The sequence below is a fragment of the Gluconobacter sp. P5H9_a genome (genome assembly GCF_018812085.1).
GTDB lineage: Bacteria > Pseudomonadota > Alphaproteobacteria > Acetobacterales > Acetobacteraceae > Gluconobacter.
This window is the reverse complement of sequence record NZ_JACRVW010000003.1, coordinates 165,621-190,265: the sequence shown is the minus strand read 5'-3', so window position 1 is coordinate 190,265 and position 24,645 is coordinate 165,621. Positions and strand designations below refer to the sequence as shown.

The 24,645-nt window shown below is 55.0% G+C and carries 24 protein-coding genes; 6 read left to right on the top strand and 18 right to left on the bottom strand.

The window, feature by feature from the left end; genetic code table 11:
• Positions 1–147 precede the first annotated feature (147 nt).
• The 6 genes from KP708_RS05125 to KP708_RS05100 form a co-directional block, all read right to left on the bottom strand.
• Positions 148–1,572: a HAMP domain-containing sensor histidine kinase gene (locus KP708_RS05125; protein ID WP_215750702.1), complete on the bottom strand. Its 1,425-nt coding sequence runs from the start codon at positions 1,570–1,572 to the stop codon at positions 148–150.
• Positions 1,559–2,290, bottom strand: a complete 732-nt coding sequence (locus KP708_RS05120) for a response regulator transcription factor (protein WP_252347476.1) — start codon at positions 2,288–2,290, stop codon at positions 1,559–1,561. Before KP708_RS05120 ends, KP708_RS05125 begins: the two co-directional genes overlap by 14 nt.
• A gap of 47 nt (positions 2,291–2,337) precedes the next feature.
• Positions 2,338–3,564: a DNA recombination protein RmuC gene (locus KP708_RS05115; RefSeq protein ID WP_211513404.1), complete on the bottom strand. Its 1,227-nt coding sequence runs from the start codon at positions 3,562–3,564 to the stop codon at positions 2,338–2,340.
• 46 nt (positions 3,565–3,610) lie between these two features.
• Complete coding sequence (locus tag KP708_RS05110) at positions 3,611–3,856, bottom strand: hypothetical protein (RefSeq protein ID WP_215750701.1); 246 nt, start codon at positions 3,854–3,856, stop codon at positions 3,611–3,613.
• A 103-nt stretch (positions 3,857–3,959) separates the two neighbouring features.
• Entirely contained in the window at positions 3,960–5,168 is a 1,209-nt protein-coding gene (locus tag KP708_RS05105) for an aminoacetone oxidase family FAD-binding enzyme (protein ID WP_215750796.1), read from the bottom strand.
• A complete protein-coding gene (locus KP708_RS05100; protein ID WP_202207722.1) occupies positions 5,149–5,817 on the bottom strand; it encodes a glutathione S-transferase family protein in 669 nt (222 codons plus the stop codon). The genes KP708_RS05105 and KP708_RS05100 overlap by 20 nt, the downstream gene beginning before the upstream one ends.
• A gap of 79 nt (positions 5,818–5,896) precedes the next feature.
• Between KP708_RS05100 and minC the strand changes: the two genes are divergently transcribed.
• From minC to KP708_RS05080, 4 genes are all read left to right on the top strand, one after another.
• Complete coding sequence (minC, locus tag KP708_RS05095; protein WP_215750700.1) at positions 5,897–6,634, top strand: septum site-determining protein MinC; 738 nt, start codon at positions 5,897–5,899, stop codon at positions 6,632–6,634.
• Positions 6,635–6,791: 157 nt separating this feature from the next.
• Complete coding sequence (gene minD / locus KP708_RS05090; RefSeq protein WP_046901161.1) at positions 6,792–7,610, top strand: septum site-determining protein MinD; 819 nt, start codon at positions 6,792–6,794, stop codon at positions 7,608–7,610.
• Entirely contained in the window at positions 7,607–7,891 is a 285-nt protein-coding gene (gene minE / locus KP708_RS05085) for a cell division topological specificity factor MinE (RefSeq protein ID WP_046901160.1), read from the top strand. Before minD ends, minE begins: the two co-directional genes overlap by 4 nt.
• Positions 7,892–7,973: 82 nt before the next feature.
• Complete coding sequence (locus tag KP708_RS05080; protein ID WP_215750699.1) at positions 7,974–8,336, top strand: YidB family protein; 363 nt, start codon at positions 7,974–7,976, stop codon at positions 8,334–8,336.
• Between the two features lie 58 nt (positions 8,337–8,394).
• Here KP708_RS05080 and KP708_RS05075 read toward each other — a convergent pair whose 3' ends face one another.
• Positions 8,395–9,612: an L-dopachrome tautomerase-related protein gene (locus tag KP708_RS05075; RefSeq protein WP_215750698.1), complete on the bottom strand. Its 1,218-nt coding sequence runs from the start codon at positions 9,610–9,612 to the stop codon at positions 8,395–8,397.
• Positions 9,613–9,785: 173 nt separating this feature from the next.
• On the opposite strand from KP708_RS05075, the gene KP708_RS05070 reads away from it, so the two are divergent.
• The gene (locus KP708_RS05070; RefSeq protein WP_215750697.1) at positions 9,786–12,266 is read left to right on the top strand and encodes a TonB-dependent receptor; all 2,481 of its coding nucleotides are present in this window, start codon (positions 9,786–9,788) and stop codon (positions 12,264–12,266) included.
• A gap of 89 nt (positions 12,267–12,355) precedes the next feature.
• Here the strand turns inward: KP708_RS05070 and holA are convergent, their stop codons facing one another.
• The 5 genes from holA to KP708_RS05045 all read right to left on the bottom strand — a co-directional run bounded on the left by holA (position 12,356) and on the right by KP708_RS05045 (position 19,415).
• On the bottom strand, positions 12,356–13,357 hold the full coding sequence (gene holA, locus KP708_RS05065) for a DNA polymerase III subunit delta (protein WP_215750696.1): 1,002 nt from the start codon (positions 13,355–13,357) through the stop codon (positions 12,356–12,358).
• Positions 13,357–14,013 (bottom strand): hypothetical protein, encoded by a 657-nt coding sequence (locus KP708_RS05060; protein WP_202207728.1) that lies wholly within the window; start codon positions 14,011–14,013, stop codon positions 13,357–13,359. The genes holA and KP708_RS05060 overlap by 1 nt, the downstream gene beginning before the upstream one ends.
• A gap of 2 nt (positions 14,014–14,015) precedes the next feature.
• Positions 14,016–16,613 carry a leucine--tRNA ligase gene (leuS, locus tag KP708_RS05055; protein WP_215750695.1) on the bottom strand — a complete coding sequence of 866 codons (2,598 nt, stop codon included), beginning with the start codon at positions 16,611–16,613 and terminating at the stop codon, positions 14,016–14,018.
• A 7-nt stretch (positions 16,614–16,620) separates the two neighbouring features.
• Positions 16,621–17,202, bottom strand: coding sequence for a DUF3576 domain-containing protein (locus tag KP708_RS05050; RefSeq protein ID WP_215750795.1), 582 nt, complete (start codon positions 17,200–17,202; stop codon positions 16,621–16,623).
• Positions 17,203–17,276: 74 nt separating this feature from the next.
• A complete protein-coding gene (locus tag KP708_RS05045; RefSeq protein ID WP_202207730.1) occupies positions 17,277–19,415 on the bottom strand; it encodes a hypothetical protein in 2,139 nt (712 codons plus the stop codon).
• Between the two features lie 1,252 nt (positions 19,416–20,667).
• Between KP708_RS05045 and KP708_RS05040 the strand changes: the two genes are divergently transcribed.
• Positions 20,668–21,834 (top strand): PIN domain-containing protein, encoded by a 1,167-nt coding sequence (locus tag KP708_RS05040; protein WP_215750694.1) that lies wholly within the window; start codon positions 20,668–20,670, stop codon positions 21,832–21,834.
• Here KP708_RS05040 and xerC read toward each other — a convergent pair.
• The 6 genes from xerC to KP708_RS05010 all read right to left on the bottom strand — a co-directional run bounded on the left by xerC (position 21,826) and on the right by KP708_RS05010 (position 24,638).
• Complete coding sequence (xerC, locus tag KP708_RS05035) at positions 21,826–22,965, bottom strand: tyrosine recombinase XerC (RefSeq protein ID WP_215750693.1); 1,140 nt, start codon at positions 22,963–22,965, stop codon at positions 21,826–21,828. The genes KP708_RS05040 and xerC overlap by 9 nt on opposite strands.
• A gap of 117 nt (positions 22,966–23,082) precedes the next feature.
• The gene (locus KP708_RS05030; protein ID WP_215750692.1) at positions 23,083–23,346 is read right to left on the bottom strand and encodes a hypothetical protein; all 264 of its coding nucleotides are present in this window, start codon (positions 23,344–23,346) and stop codon (positions 23,083–23,085) included.
• Positions 23,343–23,480, bottom strand: coding sequence for a hypothetical protein (locus tag KP708_RS05025; RefSeq protein ID WP_215750691.1), 138 nt, complete (start codon positions 23,478–23,480; stop codon positions 23,343–23,345). The genes KP708_RS05030 and KP708_RS05025 overlap by 4 nt, the downstream gene beginning before the upstream one ends.
• Positions 23,470–23,859 carry a hypothetical protein gene (locus tag KP708_RS05020; RefSeq protein WP_215750690.1) on the bottom strand — a complete coding sequence of 130 codons (390 nt, stop codon included), beginning with the start codon at positions 23,857–23,859 and terminating at the stop codon, positions 23,470–23,472. The genes KP708_RS05025 and KP708_RS05020 overlap by 11 nt, the downstream gene beginning before the upstream one ends.
• Positions 23,856–24,194, bottom strand: a complete 339-nt coding sequence (locus KP708_RS05015) for a hypothetical protein (protein ID WP_215750689.1) — start codon at positions 24,192–24,194, stop codon at positions 23,856–23,858. The genes KP708_RS05020 and KP708_RS05015 overlap by 4 nt, the downstream gene beginning before the upstream one ends.
• Before the next feature lie 96 nt (positions 24,195–24,290).
• On the bottom strand, positions 24,291–24,638 hold the full coding sequence (locus KP708_RS05010; RefSeq protein ID WP_099181158.1) for a helix-turn-helix domain-containing protein: 348 nt from the start codon (positions 24,636–24,638) through the stop codon (positions 24,291–24,293).
• Between the last annotated feature and the right edge of the window lie 7 nt (positions 24,639–24,645).

Sequence of the window (24,645 nt, the reverse complement as noted above, 5' to 3'; positions counted from 1 at the left end):
TGATGATCGGAGCTGCGCGATTACGTCAGTCTTTTTCAGTCTCAACGGGCGTCCCCTTTAAATTGAGACAAGTCATACCGGACACACGAAGTGCGACAAGCAAAATTGAATTTAAGAAAGACCGGATTCAGGCATGAAACAGAAATGTCATGTAATACTGGCGCTACGCTCAGAGCCACTCCACCCTGAAAAATGGATCGTAAATACTGATCCTGCCAGTTCCTGATTGGGCCGGAACGCACTGATTTTCAGCGTTGCCCCATGCAAATGCAGAATTGCAGATACAAGACTCAAACCAAGACCACTTCCCGGAATGTGACGACTTTTGTCTGAACGGTAGAATCGCCCCAATACGGCGCCCCGCTCTTCCTCCGCAATCCCGATGCCCGTGTCATGAACCTGAAGCCAGGCACAGCCCTGCTCGTCCTGCCCGACCATCAACCCAACATCCCCGCCTGGAGGCGTGAACTTGATGGCGTTATCCACGAGGTTTGCCAGAACCTCGTTCAGAAGATCCATATCTCCATAGAGGGGAATTGCGCGATCTGCGCCTTCCACACTCAGAGCCAACCCACCAGCCTCGGCAATCGGCTCATAGAGATCTGCGATACCGGCAACCAACTCCGACAGATCCATCGTCGTGAAACCAGCCTGCCGACGTCCGTTCTCAATTTCGCCGATACGCAGCAACGCCGTAATCACGGAAAAGCACTGATCCAGATCCTGCGTGGCCCGCAGGATGATGGACTTGAGGTGAACAGGATCATCTGACGAGGAGAGCGCTCGCTCCAACCGCGCCCGCACACGGGCCAGCGGGGTCCGAAGATCGTGCGCAATATCGTTGCCAACATCCCGAATTTCATCGAGCAGATGCTCAAGCCGATCCAGCATCCGGTTCACGGCGCCTGCAAGACGCTCGATATCATCCCATTCGCGCCCGGCGGGCAGACGTTCATGCAGATCGCCCGCCATGATCCGTTCAATGGCCTGCCGCATCTCCTTGACCCGCGCCAAAGCCCGATGACTGAGGAACAATCCCGCCAGCAGCGCAAACAGCACCATTGGCACCAGTGAGATCAACGCAGCCCGCTTAATGATGTACCGGAGCTCATCCGCCATATGCATGGAGCGGGCAAGGACCAGAATCCGATCCCCTGCTCCGCCACCCGGCCCCGGAACTTCTATCGCCAGATATCGCATCTCATAGGGTGTGTCCCCCGGAGGCGCGACTTTGAGCCGACGCGTCCGGTTAGACACCTCCAGCCCTTCAGGCCAGCGCCGAATGTCACCAACAATGCGATTGTGATTCAGGTCGAACAGGCCAGCACCATTCAGAATGACGCGCAAATCCGTCTTGCTTCGTTCCCGAACTTCGTCCTCCAAACGCTCAGGCGTTTCCTGAACGAGCAGAGCCGCTTCCCGCCGAAGTAAATCGCTGGAACGGGCGCTTTCGTAACCGTTCATCTGGGCATAGACGAGAAGGAACTGCATCGTGATGCCGCCGATCATCGCCACCACGAATGCCAGTGTCAGCCGGAACGTGGCTGTCCGGAAAATGTCAGTCCGATACACGCAGACTGAACCCCGCGCCCCGGATGCTATGGATCAGCGGCGTTTCGCCCTGAAGATCAATCTTCCTGCGCAACTTGCCGATATGCACGTCCACCAGATTGGTCTGTGGCACAAAGCGGTAGTTCCAGACGTCCTCAAGCAGCATCGTTCGGGTCAGAACGGTGCCCGGACGACGCATCATGTATTCCAGAAGACGGAACTCACGCGGCAGAAGCTCGACGTCCCGGCCATTGCGAGACACCTTGCGCTCAATCAGGTCCATCTCGAGCGGACCAACGCGCAAGACCGTTACACGGCTATCCGTAGGACGCCGCAGCAAGGCTTCCAATCGCGCAGCCAGTTCTTCCATGGCGAACGGCTTTGTAAGGTAGTCGTCACCGCCCGCCTTCAGGCCATTCACACGGTCATCAACTGCGGACAATGCGGAAAGAACCAGAACTGGAAGCGTGATCTTCTGGCGGCGCAGGGCCTCGATAACACTCAGGCCGTCCATCTCAGGCAACATACGATCAACGACCATCAGGTCGTATTGACCGGACTGCGCAGCTTCGAGACCCAGAATGCCATTATCGACCCACGTCACATCATAACCGCGCGTCTTAAGCTCCTCGGAGACTTCCGACGCAATACTTTCATCGTCCTCAATCAGCAGGAGACGAATGACAGGCTCAATCGGGCGGGAGACCGCCTCGTGCTCAGGTACGGGCATCATGCTCATAACTGTCACATGCGGGAATATATCCTGTCATCCAATTAAAATCAGTCTTAAGCTTCCAGACTATCAATCTCGTCCTGCTCCTCATCCGTTTTATCAATACCATCCAGCGATCTCAGGCGACGCCCAAGAACACGGGTCCGGCGGCGCGCCTCTTCGATTGTGTTTCCCATCGTACCGGCATTCCGCTGCAACCGTTCAAGAACCTGATCCATCCGCAGCATTTCCTGCCGTGTTGCGCCTAGCAGACTTGCAATGGTTTCTGTCCGCTCTTCCAATGCAAGCGTCACATAACCGAGATGAACCGTACGCAGCATGGCGGGTAGCAATGACGGCCCCATGACAATCACCCGGTACAGCCGCCCGATTTCATCAATAACGCCGGGCATCCGGGCAATTTCGGTATAAAGACCGTCCGTCGGCAGATACAGGACGGCGAATTCAACCGTGACAGGTGGCCGGATATACTTGGACGCGATCTTGCGCGCCTCGAACTTGATCGCCGTTTCAAGCTCGCGCCTCGCAGCCTTTTCAGCTGATGCATCCGAAAGCTCTGATGCATTCAAAAGCCGCTCGTAAGCCTCGGTGGGAAATTTGCTGTCAATCGCCAGGCGGGGAGCAACATGCCCTTTCACAGGCATTCGAATGGCAAACTCTACCGACTCTCCGCTGTCTCCCAGTCGAAAGTTGGTGTCATAACTCCCTTCCGGGAGAATATCGTCCAGAATAGCCCGGCACTGTGCCTCGCCCCAGCCACCGCGCGTCTTGACGTTCGAGAACAGACGCTTGAGGTCCCCGATCTGGGCTGTAACGCTTGTGACCTCACCGAGGGCTTTCTGCATCGCACTGAACTGCTCAACCACGCGTTGAAAGCTGGTTTGCATCTGTTTTTCGACAGCACCGTGCAACTGTTCATTTACGGCCAGACGGATCCGCTCGATCTGTTCGTTTTGACTTTGTGCCATGTCACGCAACGCATCGGAGAGCAGAACGCGCCCTTCAGCCTGATCCTGCCCAACGCGGCGCGCGAGATCGCCAAGTTTTTCACTGGTTTCAAGCCGAAGAGCATCCATCCGACCGGACAGGACACGCTCAACTTCGGCCAGATGCGCCCGCTGATAGTCCGCGTCCCGCGCACGCTCATCGGCTTCACGGTCCAGCAGGCGGGCGACCTCCCCGCTATTCCCACGCAATAGTGCCAAGGCAGCCACCACAAGAGCCGCTGCTGCAATAATCCATGGAACGAACTGCACCATACCGGAACTCCCATCCTGCATGGCGCGGTTCTAGCCCCTTAGGAGCTCATGTCCAATCCTGGCAGCCTCAGGGCTGATGGATGTTGCCGTAGCTTGCAGCGCCCAGTCCCGGGCAGGAACAGGAGGTGCCCAAAGGAACCTGAGTTGGCATCTTGCAGGTGTAGATTCCGGCCTTGCAGGTATAGCCATACCCGGCGACAGGCGCTGACGGGTTAACAGGGCCCGGCGCGGCCGTTCCAACGCATGCACCCAATCCCAGGAATGAAAGGCCTGCAACAGTACGCAGGGCTGAACGGCGAATAGAACCAGACATCAACATGACCCTCTCAAAACAATTCATGTGAGCGCAAAACGGATCTTCCGCTCATCAGTTGCGGGCATCCTATGCCGATATGGCAATCCTGTGGCGCACCAGCCTATACACGGGCAGCGGCAGCGTGTCCTGCAGCAACACCGCTGGACCAGGCCCACTGGAAATTGTGGCCACCCAGCCATCCCGTGACATCCACTGCTTCACCAATCGCATACAGCCCCGGGACGTCCCGCACTTCCATTGTCTGGGACGAAAGACCGCTCGTATCGATCCCTCCGCGCATAACTTCGGCCTTCGCGTACCCTTCCGTTCCAGAAGGACGGACTTCCCATCGGGACAGACGTTCTGCGAGCGCTTTGATATTCTTGTCCGGCTGATTGGCCAGCATGACGTCTCCAAGCCCGGCAGCCAGCTCTTTCGCCAGACGCGCGGGGAGCGCTTCAAGCAGGCTGGGAGGAAGCGCTCGCGGACGTGCCTTCTTGATCGCCAGCAAAACCTCCAACGCATTTCGTCCCGGCATCAGGTCAATATGAGCCGCGCTGCCTGCCTCAAGATAAGAGGAAATCTGGAGGATGGCCGGGCCTGACAGCCCACGATGGGTGAAAACCATCCCGTCGGCGAAGCGAGGTCCTTTTTTCCCGCAGGTTGTCACGACATCCAGCGACACCCCTGCCAGAGAAGGGTCCGCATCATCCAGGACCAACGGCACCAAAGCGGGAGCGGTCGGGACAATTTTCAAACCGAAGGATCGTGCGATCCGCAGGGAAAGGTCCGTAGCCCCCAGTTTGGGAATGGACAGACCGCCGGTCGCCAAAATCACAGAACGGCTTCGAACATCCCCAGCATCCGTGCGAACGACAAAGCCGTCCGCATCGGCCTCGACATCCGTAATCCGGGTCTCCATCCGTGCTTCACAACCAGCATCCTGACATTCAGACACCAGCATATCCACGATCTGACGGGCAGACCCATCGCAGAACAACTGCCCCTTGGCCTTCTCGTGCCAGGCAATCTGATAGCGATCCACTAACTTCACGAAATCACGCGGGGTGTAACGTGCCAGCGCTGAGCGCGCAAAATGCTTGTTCTGGGACAGGAAACAGTTTGGCCCGGTCTCCAGATGCGTAAAATTACAGCGTCCACCGCCCGAAATCAGGATCTTGCGTCCGGGTTCGGCCCCGTGATCCAGAACCAGTACACGCGCACCACCACGTCCCGCTGTTGCAGCAGCCATGAGGCCAGCCGCACCAGCCCCAAGGACCACCACATCAAATGTCACGGACAGCTCCCGCTCAGAAATCCAGATTCGCATAATGACCAGGCGGCGTGATGCCACTCATCCGGTCAGTCAGAAGGCCGCGGAAACACGGACGGGACTTCACCCGAGCATACCAGTCCTTGGCGGCCGGCGCTTTTGCCCAGTTCACATCCCCAATGAAGTCCAGCGCCGAGAGATGCGCAGCAGCAGCGAAGTCAGCCATCGAAATGGACGGCCCCGCAAGCCAGGACCGCGTTTCTGCCAGCCAGCCGATATAGTCCAGATGGAAGCGCATGTTGCCGTAACCGGCCCGCAGGGCGTTTCCGTCTGGGTGGCCACGGCCATACAACCGCTTGTCAACTTTCTCGCCCAGCAGATTGCGCGTCACTTCCTGCCCGAAACGGGTCTCAAACCAGTCCATCAATCGACGGACTTCGACACGTTCGGCAAGCGTACGGCCAAGCAGGGGTGTATCCGGATAGGCTTCATCCAGATATTCGCAGATGACGCGGGCGCCAGGTACGGCCAGCCCGTTCTCTTCAACAAGAACCGGAACCTCACCAGCAGGGTTCAGAGCAAGGAATTCCTCGCGCTGTTCCCACACCCGTTCGATCACGAGTTCACAGGGCAGTCTCTTCTCGCCAAGCACAAGCCGGACAAGACGGCATTGCGGGGAGAGTGGAAGGTGATGCAGGATACGCATTCTTCATGTTCTAAGTCAGCCATACCGCGCTCACAAGAGCCTGCGTTATCGCTTCCATACAGGGCCAACGAATTTTCCGATGTCAGACACCGCATCCGCTTCTCACGCCTCCTCCCCGATGCGCATCCGTGCCCGCGGCCGCTCTTTTCTGGCGCTGGTCCTGTCACCGGAGGCTCCCCTGAACCTCTGGCTGGCTGGCCTGGATCAGCAGGTGGTCCGTTCGGGCGGCCTTTTCAGCGGAAAGCCAGTGATTCTCGACCTCGGACTTCTCTCGGAGGAAACACCGGGCCTGCCAACCCTTCTGGAAGACATCCGCAGTCGTGGCGTGCGGATCATCAGCATTGAAGGTGGTGATCGTTCATGGCCGGCTGTCGCGGGGTGGGACTGGCCTGCCTCCTTCGAAGGCGGCCGCCCTTCCGGCGAAGTGGAGCTTCCCGATCAAGGGGCCGCAGCTGATGCAACCGCGGTCGCAGCGCCTTCAGGTGGCCAGACATTGATCCTCGACGGTGCCATTCGCTCAGGACAGTGCATCCAGCACATGCAGGGCGACGTAATCATTATCGGCTCCGTTTCATCAGGAGCAGAGATCGTTGCAGCAGGTTCTATCCACGTTTACGGTTCGTTACGTGGTCGCGCGATTGCCGGTGTCGGCGGCAAGTCTGAAGCGCGGATTTTTGCGTCCAGAATGGAAGCCGAACTCCTTGCTCTGGATGGCTTTTACGCCGTTACGGAAGACATTGACGCTGCGATTTTCGGACAGCCCGCACAGGTCCTTCTGGATGAGGACCGGGTCCGCGTTTTGCCTCTTCCGCGCTGATCCGGAGGCGGGAACTGCAAGAAAGTGACCTCATGCCACGAAACAGCCCTTATTCCCGTGTTGCCGTAAGGCTTTACTATCCCATAGGATAAGGCATCAGGCGCGGGTTCCGCACAACGGGCGGCATTACGTCACAGAAGCAGTTTTTGGAGTATTCATGGCCAAGGTTCTGGTTGTCACCTCAGGCAAGGGTGGCGTCGGCAAGACGACATCGACCGCCGCTCTCGGCGCCGCACTCGCGCAGAGCGGCCAGAACGTCGTTGTGGTGGATTTTGACGTTGGCCTGCGTAACCTTGATCTGGTGATGGGTGCAGAACGTCGCGTTGTGTTTGACCTCATCAACGTGGTGCAGGGCGACGCAAGACTGTCCCAGGCCCTGATCCGCGACAAACGCTGTGAAACCCTGTCCATTCTTCCGGCCTCCCAGACGCGCGACAAAGATGCGCTGACGTCAGAAGGCGTGGCCCGCGTCATGGAAGAACTTCGCGAGAAGTTTGACTGGGTCATCTGTGACAGCCCGGCTGGCATTGAACGCGGCGCGCAACTCGCCATGTACCATGCTGACGCTGCAGTCATCGTGACGAACCCTGAAGTCAGCTCCGTACGTGACTCAGACCGCATTATCGGCTTGCTGGATAGCAAAACCGAAAAGGCCGAACGCGGCGAGAAGATTGAAAAGCACCTTCTCATCACGCGTTATGACCCGATCCGCGCTGCCCGCAAGGAAATGCTGAGCGTTGAAGACGTTCTGGAAATCCTGTCCATCCCGCTGGTTGGTATTGTTCCGGAAAGCGATGATGTTCTGAAGGCGTCCAACGTTGGCGCTCCTGTCACCCTATCCTCTCCGGAAAGCCTCCCGGCGCGCGCCTATTTTGAAGCCGCACGTCGTCTGGCTGGTGAGAAGATTGAAGTTTCAGTCCCGGTCGAGAAGCGTGGCTTCTTTGACTGGCTCCTTGGCAAGAAGGGTGCGGCATGAGCTTCCTCGCAAACCTCTTCGCAAAACGTCAGCAGACGTCCAGTAGCGCTGTCGCACGGGATCGCCTCCAGATTCTTCTCGCTCACGAACGTGGCGCAGGTGAAGAAGGTGAGTCAGACCTGATCAAGCAGCTTCACAAAGAAATCATGGAAGTCATCGCACGCCACGTCGCCGTCGATCAGGACAAGGTCAAGATCAAGGTCGACCGTGGCAGTGGCTGTTCAATGCTCGAAATTGACGTCGAAGTTCCTCAGGAACTGAACAAAAAACGGGCGTCCTGATTTAAAGCCGGGCCGATCATTTTGGCTCGGCCCTTTTTTCTCCTAGCGGCGTTCAGGCCGCATCAAAAACGGAACATGCGCCATGAGCGGCTTTTTCGGTAACATCGTGAATCAGGCCATGGGCGCCCTCGGCGGCCAACTCGGCGACAAGCTGGGCGGTAGCTTTGGGGACATGCTCAAAGGCGAAGGCCTGAACATGCTCATCGCACAGGCCAAGAGCGCAGGCCTTGATGAAAAGATCCATTCCTGGATTGGCAATGGCGAGAACCTGCCCATCACCACGGATGAACTCCGCAACCTGCTGACGAACGAGCAGATCCAGATGATTGTTGCAAAGACAGGTCTTCCGGCAGCAACCATTCTTCCGGCTATTGCCCAACTGCTTCCTGCGGCAGTGGACAAGCACACGACAGAAGACCAACTGCCACCGCAGCAGACAGTCTAAAGGCTCCAAGCCCGAAAAAGCCTCGATCCAGTCCTCTGGTCGAGGGCTTTTTTCGTTTTTAATCCCCCGGTGTCCCGGCTTTGGATGGTGCCCCCTCGGGCAGGGCATTGTAGGCTTCCGGCTCTTCAATCGGGAACCTGACCAGCAGATAGGGCGGAACGCGCCGGTCTTTGCCTTCATTGAAAGAGGCCAGCCGGTTCCACTGACCAAACGTGCAGTAGACATAATTGTCGGATGCAAAAATGCCATCCGGCGAAAGAGCGCGCGGGTCCCGGAGCATCATCTTGAAACTGCCATCCGGATCACGTCGTAAGATACAGTCGTGTTCGTAATTGGTCGTGTAAAGGCGATCATGCCGGTCGAAATCGAGACCGTCAGCCACCCCTTTCTCACCTTCGTCCCTGATTGCCGGCTCAAGCTTTGCATCATCCGAAGAGACATCTGCGAGCAGAGCAACGGGCAAGCTATAAAGACGTCGACTTGTCAGAGGCGAGAAGTACAGACGCTGCTCGTCCTTTGTGATGGCGATGCCATCCACACCGCCCGAAACAAGCTGGGGCTTGCCGGGAATGTATCGGCGGGGCTCACCCTCCACAATTGCAAGAAAGCCCTGTTCCGCCAGAATGGCTTTGCTTTGCGTGAGGACACGGCGCGCCTGCCCTGTCGCGACATCCACCACCACAAGTCCCGGCTTCGTCCCGAATGAAGAATCCGTCACCAATACCGTGCCTTGGGGTCCATGAGACAAGGACACACGCAGATCATTCATATGACTGTCCGGCAGAAGTGCCGGCGCTTTCAGGATAATCCTGTGAACAATCGTGCTGGTCTGTGGATCGATACAAATGATCTTGGCGGCACCAAGCGCCAGCGGGTGACCGGCTCTTTTGCCGTCATCGATTGCCCAGATCCGGCCCTTTGCATCCAGCGTCATGCCATGAACGGACACAAGGCAATCCGCGGCCGAGCGGCTGCTGGGCATACTTTCCTCGACCGAAGGATAAGGAACAACCTTCCCCTTCACGAGCTCACCCAGTGTCGCCCCCTTATGGTCAACCGCATGCCGTGGAAAACCAACGAATATGCGACCATCTGGCAGAACCACGACGCCCGAAGGCCCTGGTCCATCAAACTGGGCCACCACTTCGAATACACCGGAAGGGCCTGTTCCCCGGTCTTCATTTCCATCAGCCCAAGCTGATTGGGGCACGAGAGAGGATGCAGCGAGAGAGGCGGGCGCAACAGAAGCCGCGCGCAGAAAATGACGACGCTTCACTGTTCAAGCTCCAAGTGGTCAGTCAAACAGCAACGCCCCAACTGAGGGAATGAAGCAACACCAGGACACAATTTTCGGGAATGTTATCAAACTGTAAGAAATTACGTTGACCAAAACGATACACGACACCAGATTGTCGAATTCTCCATACACTCTCGTGAGATCGTTAAATCGTGGCTGTACGCTTTTCTTCCCGACATCTAGGCCTCCTTGGTACCACACTTCTTGGCTCCTCCCTCATGATGCCGGTTGCAGGACTATGCGCAGCCGTCCCGACAACGGATAACGATCACAAGAAGACCAAGAGCCAAGCAGTCCGCAATGCTTCCCCCGCACACGCCAAAGACGTCTCCGGCGGCACTGAAGCTGTAATTGTCACGGGAACGCGTGAGTTCGGCAAAAAAGCGCGGGATTCCATTTCCCCGATCGACGTCGTCTCGAATCGTCAGATCACGTCCACAGGTCAGCCGACGCTTCGCGACGCCCTCTCCCTGTTGCTACCGTCCCTGACAGTCCCGACAGCAGGTTTCGACGCTGGCGCCCTGACGGACACGATTGCCCTGCGCGGTCTGAACCCTAACGAAACCCTTGTGCTCGTAGATGGAAAGCGTCGTCATACAACGGCCAATATTTATGCCGATCCGGGGCCATCTCAAGGCGCAACCCCGGTTGATATCGACATGCTGCCCATGTCCATGATCGATCACATTGAAGTTCTGCGTGACGGCGCATCAGCCCAGTACGGCTCCGACGCAATCGCTGGCGTGGTGAACATCATCACCAAGAAGCAGGACCACGGACTGAGCATGCGCTCCAACACCGGGATCACCAGCGAGGGGGATGGCTTCCAGCAGGGTGTGTATCTGGATGGCGGATTCAATCTGAATAACCGTGGCTATGTGCATATCGGTGGCGATTTCGTGCATCAGGACCATGCGTTCCGGTCCGGTAAAGACAATCGTACCAACCAGTATACCAACCAGGTGCTGAGCCAGCCCGAACAGACACGTGAGAGCGTCGCCATCACGGCAGGTTACGACATCACCGAGACTGTTCAGGCCTATGCCAGTGCCACCTATGCCCATCGGCATGCGGAATCTTATCAGAACTACCGCCTGCCCTCGACCCTGAGCGCCTATCCCGGATACGCCGCAAAATACCCGTATGGCTATTCGCCGATCCTGGGACTGGAAGAGAACGATTACGAACTGACGGCTGGTTTCAAAGGTATGCTGGCTGGCTGGCACTGGGATCTTTCCACAGTGTATGGCCGTGACTTCGATCGCTTTGATGCTCTCAGCACGATTAACAGCGCCGTTTACAAAGCAGACGGACGGACGCCTACGAACTTTTACAATGCGCAGGGATATAACAACTCCCAGTGGACGAGCAGTTTCGATCTGTCCCGGAAGTTCAACTTTTCTTTCTGGCCTCACAGCATCAACGTCGCCGGTGGCGCTGCGTATCGCTATGAATCCTATTCAATGGGCACTGGCTCCGCAGACAGCATTGCGGGCACAGGCGCTGACGGCATCCCCGGTACGACAACTTACAACGCCGGCAACTGGTCCCGTGATGTCGCGTCTGGATACGTCGATATTTCTACACACTTGATGAAGAACTGGCAGGTCGATCTGGCAGGCCGCGTCGAGCACTATACAGATGTTGGAAACGCCAAAACCGGCAAGGTCTCCACACGCTACGATTTCAGCCCGCGATTTGCTGTTCGCGGAACATTCAGCAGTGGCTTCCACGCCCCGACACTGGCCCAGCAGCATTACTCCGCGCTTGCCGTCTCCCCAACAGCAGCTCGCGGCCTGATTGCAGCCAACTCCACTGGTGCATTGGCTAACGGCGCTTCACAGATGAAGCCGGAGCAGGCCACAAGCGTCGAAGGCGGCATCATCGTTGAGCCGATCCGTAAGCTTCACGTTACGGTCGACGCCTATCAAATTGATCTGCGTGATCGTATCCAGCCAGGCGGAACGATCTACGGTTCACAGGCGTATAAGGCCCTCTACGCAAACGGTTTCCCGCTGCCGTCAGGTTCCGAAAACTGGGGTGCTGGCCAGTTGTCAGCTTACTGGTTTGCGAACGTTGCCACGACCCGCACACAGGGCCTGGACATCAATGCAACTTACCCAAGCGAGTTCGGCCGCTTCGGTCATGTGGACTGGGACGTTGCCATCAACCTGAACCGGACGCGCCTGCGCCATCAGGGTACAACCACCAGCGGTGCAAACCTGCTGACCATCCCTACTCTCGCCTATCTGACGACAGCCTATCCGCGCTCCAAGATCATCTTTGGCGGTCGCTGGCACTCCCCCAACAACACATGGGCCGTCGCCATTCATGAAATCCGCTACGGCCAGACGACATCAAACCTGACCTATTACACTGGCCCGAACGCGTTCTCGACCACGAACTATCGCGAGTTCCAGAACGTACCTAAATGGACCACCAACGCGTCTGTGACCTACAACATCAACACGCGCTGGAGTGCAACGATTGGCGGCAACAACATCTTTGCTGCGTACCCCTCCGTCGTGCCAAAGGAAAACCGCTATCTTGGTGCGCCCAAGTATTACATGAGCACCAACCAGCTCGGTATTGCTGGCGGATATTATTATCTGGATGTGTCTGCGCGCTTCTAAGCCAGAAGGGAAAACGGCGGAGCTCAACTCCGCCGTTTTCCATATCTACAATACTGACAACCCATCCACTTGATGCAGACGCGGGAAACTTAGACTTTCCAGATGCCACACAGCGCCGAGATATGACGTCGGCAAAGTGCCAGATCAGGTGCACCACTCTGCTTGCAAGCCAGTTCAAAAGCCTGCGTTTCGCGTGCAGCCCGGCTCAGTGCCGCGACAGACCAACGGTCCAGAGCCTGATTAAACGCAGCAGTCCGTTTAAAGAAGATTGGCGGCTTGAGCGCTTTCATGGCTTCTGCGCGGCCTTGGCCAGCCTTCACTGCAAGTGCCACTTTCTGAAGCCGCGTCAGCACACTTAATACTGCACGCGCAACCGCTACGGGATTAGCCCCATCGGCCAAAGCGCGCTCCAGGGCCTGATCTGCCTCTGCCCGATGGCCGGACAATGCAGCGAAGACCGCATCTTCGAGAGAACTCCCTCCCGCATCCCCCACGCAGTCCTGAACAGCATCAAGATCAAGCCGACCGTTTGGCCCTGCATAGAGAACAAGCTTCTCGATCTCACCACGAACGCCGCTTCGATCTGCCCCCAGTCGCCCCATAAGCCAGGTCAAAGCATCCCGGTCAATGGAAACTGCGGCCTGAGACAAAGCATCCGTCACCGTCTGGGATAACGCCCGCCCCTCTTCAGGATAACAGGCAATCGATGCCATTTCCTTGTGCCGCTCGGCGAAAGCACGCAGCGTGGATCGTGACGTAAGGCCGGGTGCCTCAATCACTATCAACGTGTCCGTCGAGACTTCCAGAGCACGCGTCAGCATGGGGGTCAGGGCGTCTGTGCCACTGCGAACCCACACAACACGCCGACCACCGATCAATGAAAGAGCGGTCCCCTCTTCTTCAAGACGATCATGCGTCTCACGGTCCAGTTGGGAAACACGGAATGGGTCGTCCAGCGTCTCCGCAACAAGCCGGACAGCCTGAGCCGCTCTTTCCCGTATTAGCCCCGTGTCTTCGCCATGAAAGAGAATGGCGCGCCACGTTCCGGCATCGGATAGGGCGCGGCCAATATTACGGGCCTCAATTTTCATTAATTGCTTGTGGTGCCCTGAGAGAGACGTCCTGTCGCAGAGGCCGGGAAACCATCCACGCCGACACGATCCGTCGCCGATCCATTATCAGACGGCATGCTATCCGTATTAATATACCGCGGCATATCAACAGGTGCTGCATTAGACGGCATATTATGAGAGCGGAACCAGACAGCAAGCTGCTGCGTGAGGCTCTGAGCCAAGGTGTCCGCAACGCGCCCCTTGGTCGTTTCGTCATTCAGCGTCTGAGCAAAATACTGTTCGAAACTGGCGTTGTAACCGTCCAGTGTCGTTGCATCTCCCTGCGTGATTAACTGGGGAGACTGCTCCACCGTGAACAACTGCCAGTGTGCGGAGCCGGAAACGCGGATACGGCCAGCCGTGTTGTCCTGGTGAATATCAATGGCTTCACTGTTCGCGCCCGAGTTGACCCGCAGCGTATAACGCTGAGGATTTTCCGGTCCGGCACCTGCAAGATTTTTTTGCAGGGCCAGCCGCAGTTCCTGACCATATCTTCCCGGAATATTCGCGACGTAAACCTGTGCGAGTTCAGCCGAAATATCGGTTTTCGTGTCCATCTTGCCATAGAGGGGTGTGAAACCACACCCCCCCAACAGAAGGAACGCAGAGAGAGTCAGGGAACTGCGATGTTTCACGATCAGCCTGCTACCACAAAATTGACGATCCGGTTGGGAACGTGGATTTCCTTCACCAGACGCTTACCCTCAAGGGCGCGGGCAACATTAGGCTCAGCCTTAGCCGCAGCGAGAACGTCATCCTTTGGTGCATCAGGCGGCACCTGGATCGTTCCACGCAACTTGCCAAGCACTTGCACACCGATCGTGACGCTTTGAACTGCGAGCCACTCATCCTGCGCCTCAGGCCATGCCCGATCCACAACAAGTTCACCACCGGGTTCAAGAACTGCCATCATGTCTTCTGCAAGATGCGGCATCATCGGCGCAGACAGCAGGCAAAGCGCGGAAGCAGCTTCACGACGAGCGGCCGCAAACCCCGCTCCCTCCTTACCCTGGGCTTCTGCCAGGGCGGAGGTCAACTCATGCAGTCGCGCCACTGCAACGTTAGGCGTGAACGCTTCCAGAGCTTCTGTGACCGCTGCAATCGCCCGATGCGTAGCACGGCGCAGATCATCTCCAGCCGAGTCATGCACACTGTCAATCGGATCAGCCGCAGCCACAGCCGAAACCAGACGATGCAGACGCTGCCCGAACCGGGCCGCAGCAGCCACGCCAGACGCTGTCCACTCCATGTCACGCTCTGGCGGACTGTCAGACAGAACAAACCACCGCGCTGTATCAGCACCAAAACGCTCAATAATCTCTACCGGAGAGACCGTATTGCGCTTGGATTTGGACATCTTTTCAGAGCGTCCAACCTGTACCGGTATTCCGGTATCCCGACGAACAACCTGATCACCCCGACGCTCGACTTCTTCCGGATAGAGCCAGTTTGCCCCGTCCTTGTAGCTTTCGTGCGTGACCATGCCCTGAGTGAAGAGGCCGTCAAACGGCTCATCCAGACCCAAATGACCCGTCTCATGCATGGCGCGGGTAAAGAAGCGCGCATAGAGCAGATGGAGGATCGCATGTTCAATGCCGCCGATATACTGATCGACGGGCAGCCAGCCATCAGCCGCAGCCGGCACGGTCGGCGTCGACGCGTGCGGGCTGGTAAAGCGGGCAAAGTACCAGGAACTGTCCACAAACGTGTCAAACGTGTCTGTCTCACGCGTGGCGGCAGACCCGCAGCTTGGGCAGGAAACGTGCTTCCAGGTCGGATGATGATCCAGCGGGTTGCCCGGCCGATCAAATGTCACATCTTCTGGCAGGACAACTGGCAGTTGATCATCCGGAACCGGAACTGCACCACATTTTTCACAGTGGATAATGGGGATCGGGCAGCCCCAGTAGCGCTGACGGGAAATTCCCCAGTCCCGCAGACGCCAGTTTACGACGCCATGCCCAACGCCCATGCCTTCGAGACGCTCGATGACTGTTTTTTTGGCGACTGCAACAGCCAGACCGTCCAGAAATCCCGAATTGTAGAGCGTAGCTTCGCCCGAGACTGCCTTCCGGCCAACGCGGAATGTCTCAGCATCTTCACCAGCGGGCAGCAGAACCTGCGGCACAGCGAGATCATACTTGTGAGCAAAATCAAGATCACGCTGATCGCCACACGGGCACCCAAACACTGCCCCCGTGCCATAATCCATCAACACGAAATTGGCGATCCAGACAGGCGCCGTCTGATCCGGATTCAAGGGATTACTGACGCGAAGACCCGTATCGAAGCCACGCTTTTCAGCGGCCTCAATCACCTCTTCGGATGTTCCAAGACGACGGCATTCTTCAATAAATTCAGCCGCAGCAGGATTGGTCCGCGCGACCTTGGCTGCCAGCGGATGATCCGCAGCAATACCAACGAAGCTCAATCCGAACAGCGTATCCGGCCGGGTCGTGAAGACTTCGATACCATCCAGCTCAATGTCGAAGCCCGACGGCGGGCTATGAAGAGCGAAACGGACACGCGCACCTTCTGAACGCCCAATCCAGCGCTCCTGCATCGTCCGCACGCGTTCCGGCCAGCGATCCAACTGCCCCAGCGTATCAAGCAGCGGCTGAGCAAATTTGGTGATTTTCAGGAACCACTGAGAAAGAACTTTCTTCTCAATCAGCGCTCCGGACCGCCATCCGCGTCCCTCGACAACCTGCTCATTGGCCAGAACCGTCTCATCGACCGGGTCCCAGTTTACAGACGAATCCCGGCGCTCAACCAGACCACCGGCGAGCATGTCCAGAAACAGTTTCTGCTGCTTGCCGTAATATTCCGGAAGACAGGTCGCGATTTCGCGGTCCCAGTCCAAGGAAAAGCCGAGACGTTGCAGCGTACCGCGCATTGTGGCGATGTTTTCCATCGTCCACTTGCCAGGATGCACATTGCGTTCCCGCGCTGCATTCTCAGCGGGCAGTCCAAAAGCATCCCATCCCATGGGATGAAGCACCGAAAACCCTCGTGCGCGCTTGTAACGCGCTACGACGTCTCCAAGCGTATAATTCCGCACATGGCCAACATGCAGCTGGCCGGAGGGGTACGGAAACATCTCCAGAACGTAATATTTTGGCCGGTCAGCAGGAGGCACATCTGGAACAGCAAATACATTTCGCTGCTTCCACTCTGCCTGCCAGAACGGCTCCCGGGACTGAAAATCGAAAGCCGTGGTTGTCGTATCGCTCATGTCTAACTCAGTTACCCTGTTCGCCGTTTTCTGCGCGCAACTGGCGGGCGCGGGTCAGGATGCGGGTCGTAATGTCAGATGTAGTCGTGGCTGAAACCGGAGTATCCTGCCATTCACCATCCTGGAACACCTGCCGGAATACCGAGACACGAAGCGCGTCAGAGCGCATCCGGCGGTCGAGTACATACGCAGCAATCTTGAAACGCTCATCCTTGCTGGATGGCGGCTGATACCAATCCGTCAGAATGACCCCACCAACAGCATCTGCCGAAGCCAATGGCATGAACGAGAGCGTATCAATCGCACCACGCCACAGATAGGCATTAACGCCGCCCTTGAGCTGGTCCGCACCACCCTCTGCACCGCGATCAACGCCAAGCAGATGATTACGGGGGGCAGTAAGGCTACTGGGATCACGAGCGCCGCCACAGGCTGCAACTGTACCGACGGCAAGAATGCCTAGGGCCGTCCGGAACGCGGAACGACGGGAAGAGCTGGAAACAATCATCTGCATACGAGACATCATGGTGGTCCTGCGGGCCGGGCCAGGGCCGTCACGGGCATGGAGACAGACTGGCGAAACCTGAATCCGGGCAACATCAATTCCGTGTTCATATCGCGCTCACCGGGTAAGGCCAAGCGCCCTACCCGCACATGAGCGGTTTATAAAAGACCTGTCGAGCTGAAAGCCTGCTGAAGCTCTGCCTTTTTAGTGGCATTCAGATATGGGAAACGGCTCAAAATCTTCTCAATTGTCAGGTCGGGGACCAACCGGTGCAAGTGCTCGCGAACCTGCTGGATCTCCTCAGCACTTTCGCCCTCCAGCACCAAAGCCGCCAGATAATAGACCAACGCACTTGAATAATTGGGGTGTAGCCCTGCCATCAGGCGCCCCATTTCAATGACGTCCTGCCTCTCTCCACCCAGCATCATGATCATCATGAAAAATGGTCTGATCAATGTGGAAAGCGGAGAATGATACGGATTATGACGCAGTTTTCCAGCGATCGCAGCTGCACCCTCCAGATCTCCGTCCAGAACATGCAGCAGGACGCGACAGAGCAGCACATCGTGCAGATTATGTGTCCCGGAAGGCCCCGCCATGGACTTTTCACACATCCGCACGATTGACCGTGCCAAAGGCACGGATGCCGGATCATGCATGAGAAACGCTGACAAAAGGATAGCCATACCAGGCGCATCTGGCTTGAGATTAACCAGCAACCGCGCAAACTTGATACCATTTGCGAGCAGAGCTGTACCTTCAGCACTCCAATCATTTTCGTAGCGGATCAGGCAGTAAAGCACCTGCATGACCGCTACAGTGCCTTCCCGGGGATCTTCCAGTCCGGCAGCATCCAGAAGCTGCCTAATCCTGGGAAACAGGGCATTGTCCCGCTTCAATAGCAACATGAAGACCCGAGTGGCTTTACCCAGAGCCGAAAGCTCTGTGTCAGCACGGTTCGCCGTACGGCGCCCCTCGGCAAGAAGAAGACCCCATTGCATTGCTGTCGCCGGGCCAATCAATCCGTTACTGACTGACATCGGGTCCAGATCAGGCAGATCGTAATACGTACCCCAGACAATAAATCCGCCCGCCCGAACGTCCAGAACCTTCAGGATAAGTCGGAAGGTGTTATCCGAAGCCCCTGACCGAACAGCCCCCGTGACAACATAATCAGCACCAAGCCCCCGATACGATGCCATCGGATTAGCAGGATCAGGCACGAACCCTTCAGGCTTTGCAACGATGTCAAATGTATCGACATGGACGAACAGCAACTCAAACTGGTCACTAAGGCTGGTCGCACATTTTAACTCAGCATCTTTCAACCCATCAGCAGCAAAGGGCGAAAGGACCAGTAACGAGATCTTTCGAGACTGCCCAGCCGCCATTTGCGAAAGATGCAGAGGCAATGCCAGCATTGGATCGGTGCGTTGTGCGCCAGCAGCGCCGAGAAGATTTTCATCGCTCCCCGGAAACAGTACAGACGTACTCTCCAGTTCTGCAATTCCAGCGGTCGTAAGACTTGGCTCGAGCCCCGCCGCTTTCAGAACGCTCGAAATCAATGCCTGAGTAACAGGGCCTGCCACATGCCCTTCTTCCTGCCCGAAAGCCCGTACAGCCTGCTCCGCCAAAAGTACGGCCCTTGCCTGCTCACCGCGACGCAGGGCGCTCTGAATTTTAGCGCGCCATGCAGCCTCATTCAGAGAATCAACTTTCAGAAGGCGGTCAGTAACGTCATCAACCTGCTCCGGGTCAGTCAACTCACGCAGGCAGCTTTCATAAAGCCCCAGAAGATGATGCGACAGCCGAGCGCGTTGCTGGTTCAGCCACTCATCCAGGGCCACATCAATGCCACTCAACTCCCCGAGCAGCACTTCCTCAGGAGCCGGGATGCTATCAATGGTTCTTACGCTTGCCGTCAGAATACGTTCTGCATCGACAGAAGTCAGGGCAGGCTTAAGCATAAGAGAATGCCGCTGCACGTCTATGATTTCGACGCCAAGCGGGCTCAGAGCATCCAGAAGACGATGAATTTCCTGCCGCAACGACGCACGAGCCATATCTTCTGGCCGGCGACTCCAGAGCAATTCAGCCAGCCGAGAACGAAGGACGGGCTTCCTGTCAGACAGAGCCAGAATGGCCAAAAGCGCGCGTGTTTTACCCCCAACAGGAAGAACACTCTCCCCTGTCAGGGTCCGTGCTTCCATTTGCCCAATCAGCTTGAGGCGTAAAAGTGTCGGGTCTGCTTCACGGGCCTGTCGCACTGAACTTGAAAGCATCTTAGTCATACCCATCAATACCCGCAGTCAGACCGAAATGCATGAAAAAGACGAAGATTATCTTGATCAGATATTCGATACGAAACCATGGCAAGCAACTCTCAACCCTGACAGACCTGAAACAGGCGCTTCAAAACGCTCGCTGTAGGAACAGGTTGTGGCATTGCCATCCTCCCTACCCAGGTGCTGATGATGTCCAGCAACCACCTTTCCAGCAAAAGATTTTTAAAATCCCTGTGGAAAGATCTACTTCAAAGGTCGAACTTTTCCACACATCTTCCGACGTGAAAAATATTCCACCTATTTACGCACTAGTCTCCGCCTACCCTGAGGGTAAGCCACGAGTATGGCGCACCACCAAAGACAGTTTTTGACACAGACACTTCTGAAAGTTTGATATCAAGAAACTTCCTAGACAGGGATGACTGGAACCACAGACAAAACGAAAGTGCAAGAATCTTCTTCCATTTTCGAAGTCCAATTTGAATACATAAATATGCCAGAACCCCCACAAACAGAAATATAAATTACGTTTTTATGTTAATTTAGTAATTATATTGCAACACGCGCAATGAGTGCATCCCACTGATATCATATAACGTTTTTAATATATTAACACAAGTTTTCAATTTATATACATCCAAGAGCCCAGCTTGCAGCCGCAGGCATCTTGGGATAACAAACTGCACGTGTGTCCGCGTAGCTCAGCAGGATAGAGCACAGGATTCCTAAAGTCTGAATTGGGCGCCATGACAGGAAACTTCATGGTGGATTCACTCAAATTCGGGGAACGCTCTGGCTCACTTAAGCCGTGCCAATCCCGAGCCAAGCTTTCCGCCCTTAGCGGAAAGAAGGTGTAGAGACTGTACGGGTGACACCTTGGCTCCTCTCGCGGGGTCGTGGTGAAGAGACAGTCCAGACCACGAACATGCTCAGCTATGAGTGTGGCGGCGAAAGTCGAAGTGGTATGAATCCTGGGGCCGGAGGTTCGAATCCTCTCGCGGACACCACACAATCAAGAAAATATAGATTTAGCGCGACCTCTTCATAGTGTTTTCCATTTTCAAGTCGCCTGTTTTACAACAACTCTTGGATGTCGAGACGATACCTTAAAACTTATGCTGGCATTATCGACGGAGTGTAAGCATCTATCTTTCTCAGAAATTTCCAATCCAAAACTACGGAACGAGAAAATTTTGCTTTACCGCATTATGATACGCACCCTAATCTCGCAATAATTTGTCACTTTACGAGTTAAGCAACGTTTATGGCCGAAGAGAAAAACAACTGTAACCCCTTATGGCTCAGTGAAATTTTTCCTGACGCCTGTGAGATTTTCTCCACTGAGTACTTGACACTCGATGCAATTAAAGACGATTGCCTTGTAGCACTTGATGCCAATGTTCTCCTCCTGCCTTACAAACTTGGTGAATTCACACTCTCCGACGTGATCGATATTTATAGACCTCTTTGCGAAAATAAACGCTTGGTTATACCCGCCCAATCAGCTCGCGAATTTGCCAAGCATCGAGCAAAAAAAGTATCCGAATTAGTTCAATATTTACGGACACAATCCTCACTCGAAGTCTCGATACTCGGCAAAAAAGTCGGCGCCTTAAATGATTATCCAGGGTACGCCAAGATAAAGTCAGAAGCAGACCACCTGTCCAAAGAATTCAAAAAATTACAGGACAAATTAAATAATATAGCAGAAGATATTTCAGCCGACATTGGAAAAGACCCCGTTTCTCTAGCATACAGAGCAATATTCGCCGATTCGGTCTACAAGGACCCTGAAGAGTGCTTGCATGAAGAATCCTTTAAGAAAGAAATTCAACTACGATACAAGAATAGACGCCCCCCTGGATTCAAAGATGAAAAAAAAGATGATTATGGGTCTGGAGATCTAATAATTTGGAAAACAATTCTTTCAGTAGGAAAAACTCAGAATAAGAATTTTGTTTTCGTAACTGCTGATGAAAAATCTGACTGGTACCAACAATCCTCCGGCGCTTTTCAACCGCGCATTGAGCTTTTAGAAGAATATCGCCACGTCACAGGCATGAATCTTCATATTATTCCCCTATCTAAGCTATTGAAATTACTCAAGGCCAATAAATCCACCATCAAACAAGTACAAATTGCAGAAGATAAAAATGACGACAACAGTGACGAAGGGGATAAAAATCGACCGCTTACATGGGATAGGCTCCTATTAAAATTTGAAAATAAAAAACTTCAGAAATATTCAAATAAAGATATAATAAATAGAATTCGTGAAATCCATAAACTAGCTAATAAAACCGGATTTATAGGAGACTCTAACAGGGTTTTCCTTTATTCAATAAAGAATGACGATAATGTTATGGCGTTAATATCTGCCGTTGATAAAGATCTAGTTCCTGTAATTTTAGAGTTTGGGCACTTAATTTAATTTATTACTCCGAGACCCCGTAATTCTTTGAATAGCCTCCCGAGCCAACTTCTCTTGATCCACTGCCCGTGTATATCGCTGCACTTCAGACAGGGAAGCATGGCCGGTAATGGAGGCTATCTGATGAGTTGTGCATCCTGCCTCCGCTAGCCGCCGCGCAGCAGCTTTACGCAGGCCGTGCGGGCTCAAGCCATCAGGCAAGCCCGCCTCGTCTCTCCAAGCCTTAAAGCGCATATAAAAGCCGTTTGCTGTGAAGGCTTCGCCATTCTGACGTTGAAGAAATGTCCCTTCAGATGGCCCCTTCACCAACTCAGTCATTAAATTTGGATGGATCGGTATCATCAAGGATGTACCTGTCTTTTGCTGCGTTACCTCAATGATGTCTCCACGCACCTGCGCATGCCCCATACGCACCACATCACTGCGTCTCTGCCCCGTGTACAGAAGCAATGCCAAAGCCCGACGCTGGACACTCCCGCTCTTCCAATAAGCCTCATATTGCCGGATCTGTTCGTCAGACCAACTCTCAGCCCCATCCGCCTTTTCTTTGTATCGCTTGAGAGTCACTGCAGGATTATCAGGGCGCCACCCCTCATCCACAGCATGATCGAACAACATACGAAATAGCTTGATGCGGTGGTTCGCAGCTGCCGGCCGATCCGAGAATTCCGCAACAAACCGCCTCAAGTGCGTTACCTGAAAATGCTCTACGTAATCATCAGCGTAGGAAGCCTTCTGCATCGCCAGAAGAAGGCGACGATAGTTCACCTGAGTATTTTCACCCAACGCTTTAAAACGAGCTGAACAAATCCATAGATCAATCAAATAGGCCAAAGTCTTAGGTGCGGGTGGCCTTTTGATCGTTTCTGTGGCTTGAAGCGCTTCCTGGTAAGCTTGAAAGAATTTTGTGTCATTCTGATCCGGCAAACGTATGGCCTGGTGCCCTGCTCGCCTGAAGTAAAGCCGATACTTCCCGTACCGATCTTTAACTTTCTGAATGTATTTCAGTCGAAGAATTATCACTTTAAAAAGCGATCCATAGGGTTCATTTGCAATTGAGGAAGAGGCATTCCGTCCCTTTTTACCCCCAGCAGCCCATCTACCCAGGCATCCAAGTCTTCCCTTGGCCATGCAACCCTACCTGGTACCGGGTTCAGCTTACGACAATGCGGGGCAACTGCCGTCCGGAATGATGAAACCGATAGGCTCAGGTAATTCGCGGCTGCCTCAGTTGAGTAGAGACGCTTTTCAGACATTTCCACCTCCCACAAAGCAGCTCCCCAGTTCAGTCAGATCGACCTTGATTTTCCCTGCGAAGGACGGCGAGCAGACCGTGGCAACCAGGCGATTGCCCAAATAGATATCGTGGTCACACAGCGTCTCGCGAACGTCTTCCTTGGCCTGACGTTCAGCATCCCGGTATTCGGCATAACGCTGGCCTGCGTATGGCCGAGGGCGAACGCCAAGCATGCAGACCGTGAACATGTCCGGAGTTCTTGCCTCTCCTTTCATGGTGCGGTCCTCCCATCGAAAGACTGTGCCAAATTATCGGCAGACTTGATCACCAGACCGGTGACGATCCCCGCCCCGTACACGAAAGCCACCAGCCCACACGGCAGAAGCAGATCCAGCAGGTCAGTGGACATCGCGCCCTCCTGGCAGAAGGTCGGTGCAAAAGCGCAGGAAGCCAGCAAGGCGACCGGACGCCTTTGCGGCCTCAGTGCGCATCAGCAGATCTTGCATGGTCTGAGGACCGCGCACCGGAGGCTCCGGAAACGGGATGGCCTCTGCTGGCTTCGTGGCATGCAGCAGGGCGACCAGTTCCGCCTCAACAGCTTCAGCCGTTGCGGCATACGCTTTGGCGATGCCCGGAATAGACGCATCAGCAGCTCTCGCGCGTGCATGCACCAGACACACACGCCGCTCCCGTGCTTTCTGTTGAACTGCCAACGGGCGGTCAGACAGATATTCTGCAAACGTCTGATCGGTATGACCATGCAGGAGAGGATGAAGCGGACGCATCATGCTGCAGCTCCCAGGTCATAAGTAAGCTGGCGCGAAGGCGCACGGCAGCGCCATGTGTTCGCGATGTCGCGAAAAACCGTCACGAACGCCCACCGGATCCCGTTCGGTATCATCGGGTCATGATGATGGATGGCGTAGTTCGCAATCATGTCCCAGTGGTCGGCTTCGCCAAGCATGACGAAGACCGGGACATAAGCGCGGGATGCAGCGAGCTTTAAACCTGAAAGGTCATGAAAGCTGTCCGGCAGGTTGCGGCGCAGGATGATGAGCGCTCTCGCAACGTCGAAACTGATAAGAGTGTGAGACTGGCGCGCCTCACCTGCGGGCAATGACATATCGATCTCCATCGCATCGGTGCGATGGAGATAATGTGAGTTATACGAACATATCAGTCAATAATAAAGTGAGCTTTGCTCACATGAAATAATTTCTTACTGATCCAATCTGTCCTTGTTTGCACGCTGAAGCATAAGCTTTAGATGAGTTTCGGCTTCGTCGGGAGGCAGTGAGCGGAAGGCCATCAGCAAGAGTGCTTCTTGCTCATTTATGGCCCGTGCTGGAACGGCATCTCCGGAACCGGATGTAAGCCAGTCAAGCGAAACGTTGAATTCATGTGACATTCTGATGAGCAAATCCCTTCCTGGTTGCTCCTCTCCTGTCTCAAGTTTTGATAAATATGATCTTGAAATATTCAGTCCGGCGACAAAATCCGCCTGCTTCATATTAAGTCTTTTGCGAAGACTTTTGATCCTGTCACTGATTCTGGACGTGTTTTCCATGTGAAAA

Coding starts and splice junctions, on each gene's coding strand:
- KP708_RS05100 (WP_202207722.1), bottom strand. CDS start 5,817: ATGCGTATCCTGCATCACCTTCCACTCTCCCCGCAATGCCGTCTTGTC.
- KP708_RS05030 (WP_215750692.1), bottom strand. CDS start 23,346: ATGAAAGGAGAGGCAAGAACTCCGGACATGTTCACGGTCTGCATGCTT.
- KP708_RS05080 (WP_215750699.1), top strand. CDS start 7,974: ATGAGCGGCTTTTTCGGTAACATCGTGAATCAGGCCATGGGCGCCCTC.
- KP708_RS05105 (WP_215750796.1), bottom strand. CDS start 5,168: ATGCGAATCTGGATTTCTGAGCGGGAGCTGTCCGTGACATTTGATGTG.
- KP708_RS05110 (WP_215750701.1), bottom strand. CDS start 3,856: ATGTCTGGTTCTATTCGCCGTTCAGCCCTGCGTACTGTTGCAGGCCTT.
- KP708_RS05015 (WP_215750689.1), bottom strand. CDS start 24,194: ATGTCATTGCCCGCAGGTGAGGCGCGCCAGTCTCACACTCTTATCAGT.
- KP708_RS05010 (WP_099181158.1), bottom strand. CDS start 24,638: ATGGAAAACACGTCCAGAATCAGTGACAGGATCAAAAGTCTTCGCAAA.
- leuS (WP_215750695.1), bottom strand. CDS start 16,613: ATGAGCGATACGACAACCACGGCTTTCGATTTTCAGTCCCGGGAGCCG.
- KP708_RS05120 (WP_252347476.1), bottom strand. CDS start 2,290: ATGAGCATGATGCCCGTACCTGAGCACGAGGCGGTCTCCCGCCCGATT.
- KP708_RS05045 (WP_202207730.1), bottom strand. CDS start 19,415: ATGGGTATGACTAAGATGCTTTCAAGTTCAGTGCGACAGGCCCGTGAA.
- holA (WP_215750696.1), bottom strand. CDS start 13,357: ATGAAAATTGAGGCCCGTAATATTGGCCGCGCCCTATCCGATGCCGGA.
- minE (WP_046901160.1), top strand. CDS start 7,607: ATGAGCTTCCTCGCAAACCTCTTCGCAAAACGTCAGCAGACGTCCAGT.
- KP708_RS05040 (WP_215750694.1), top strand. CDS start 20,668: ATGGCCGAAGAGAAAAACAACTGTAACCCCTTATGGCTCAGTGAAATT.
- minD (WP_046901161.1), top strand. CDS start 6,792: ATGGCCAAGGTTCTGGTTGTCACCTCAGGCAAGGGTGGCGTCGGCAAG.
- minC (WP_215750700.1), top strand. CDS start 5,897: ATGTCAGACACCGCATCCGCTTCTCACGCCTCCTCCCCGATGCGCATC.
- KP708_RS05025 (WP_215750691.1), bottom strand. CDS start 23,480: ATGTCCACTGACCTGCTGGATCTGCTTCTGCCGTGTGGGCTGGTGGCT.
- KP708_RS05115 (WP_211513404.1), bottom strand. CDS start 3,564: ATGCAGGATGGGAGTTCCGGTATGGTGCAGTTCGTTCCATGGATTATT.
- KP708_RS05020 (WP_215750690.1), bottom strand. CDS start 23,859: ATGATGCGTCCGCTTCATCCTCTCCTGCATGGTCATACCGATCAGACG.
- xerC (WP_215750693.1), bottom strand. CDS start 22,965: ATGGCCAAGGGAAGACTTGGATGCCTGGGTAGATGGGCTGCTGGGGGT.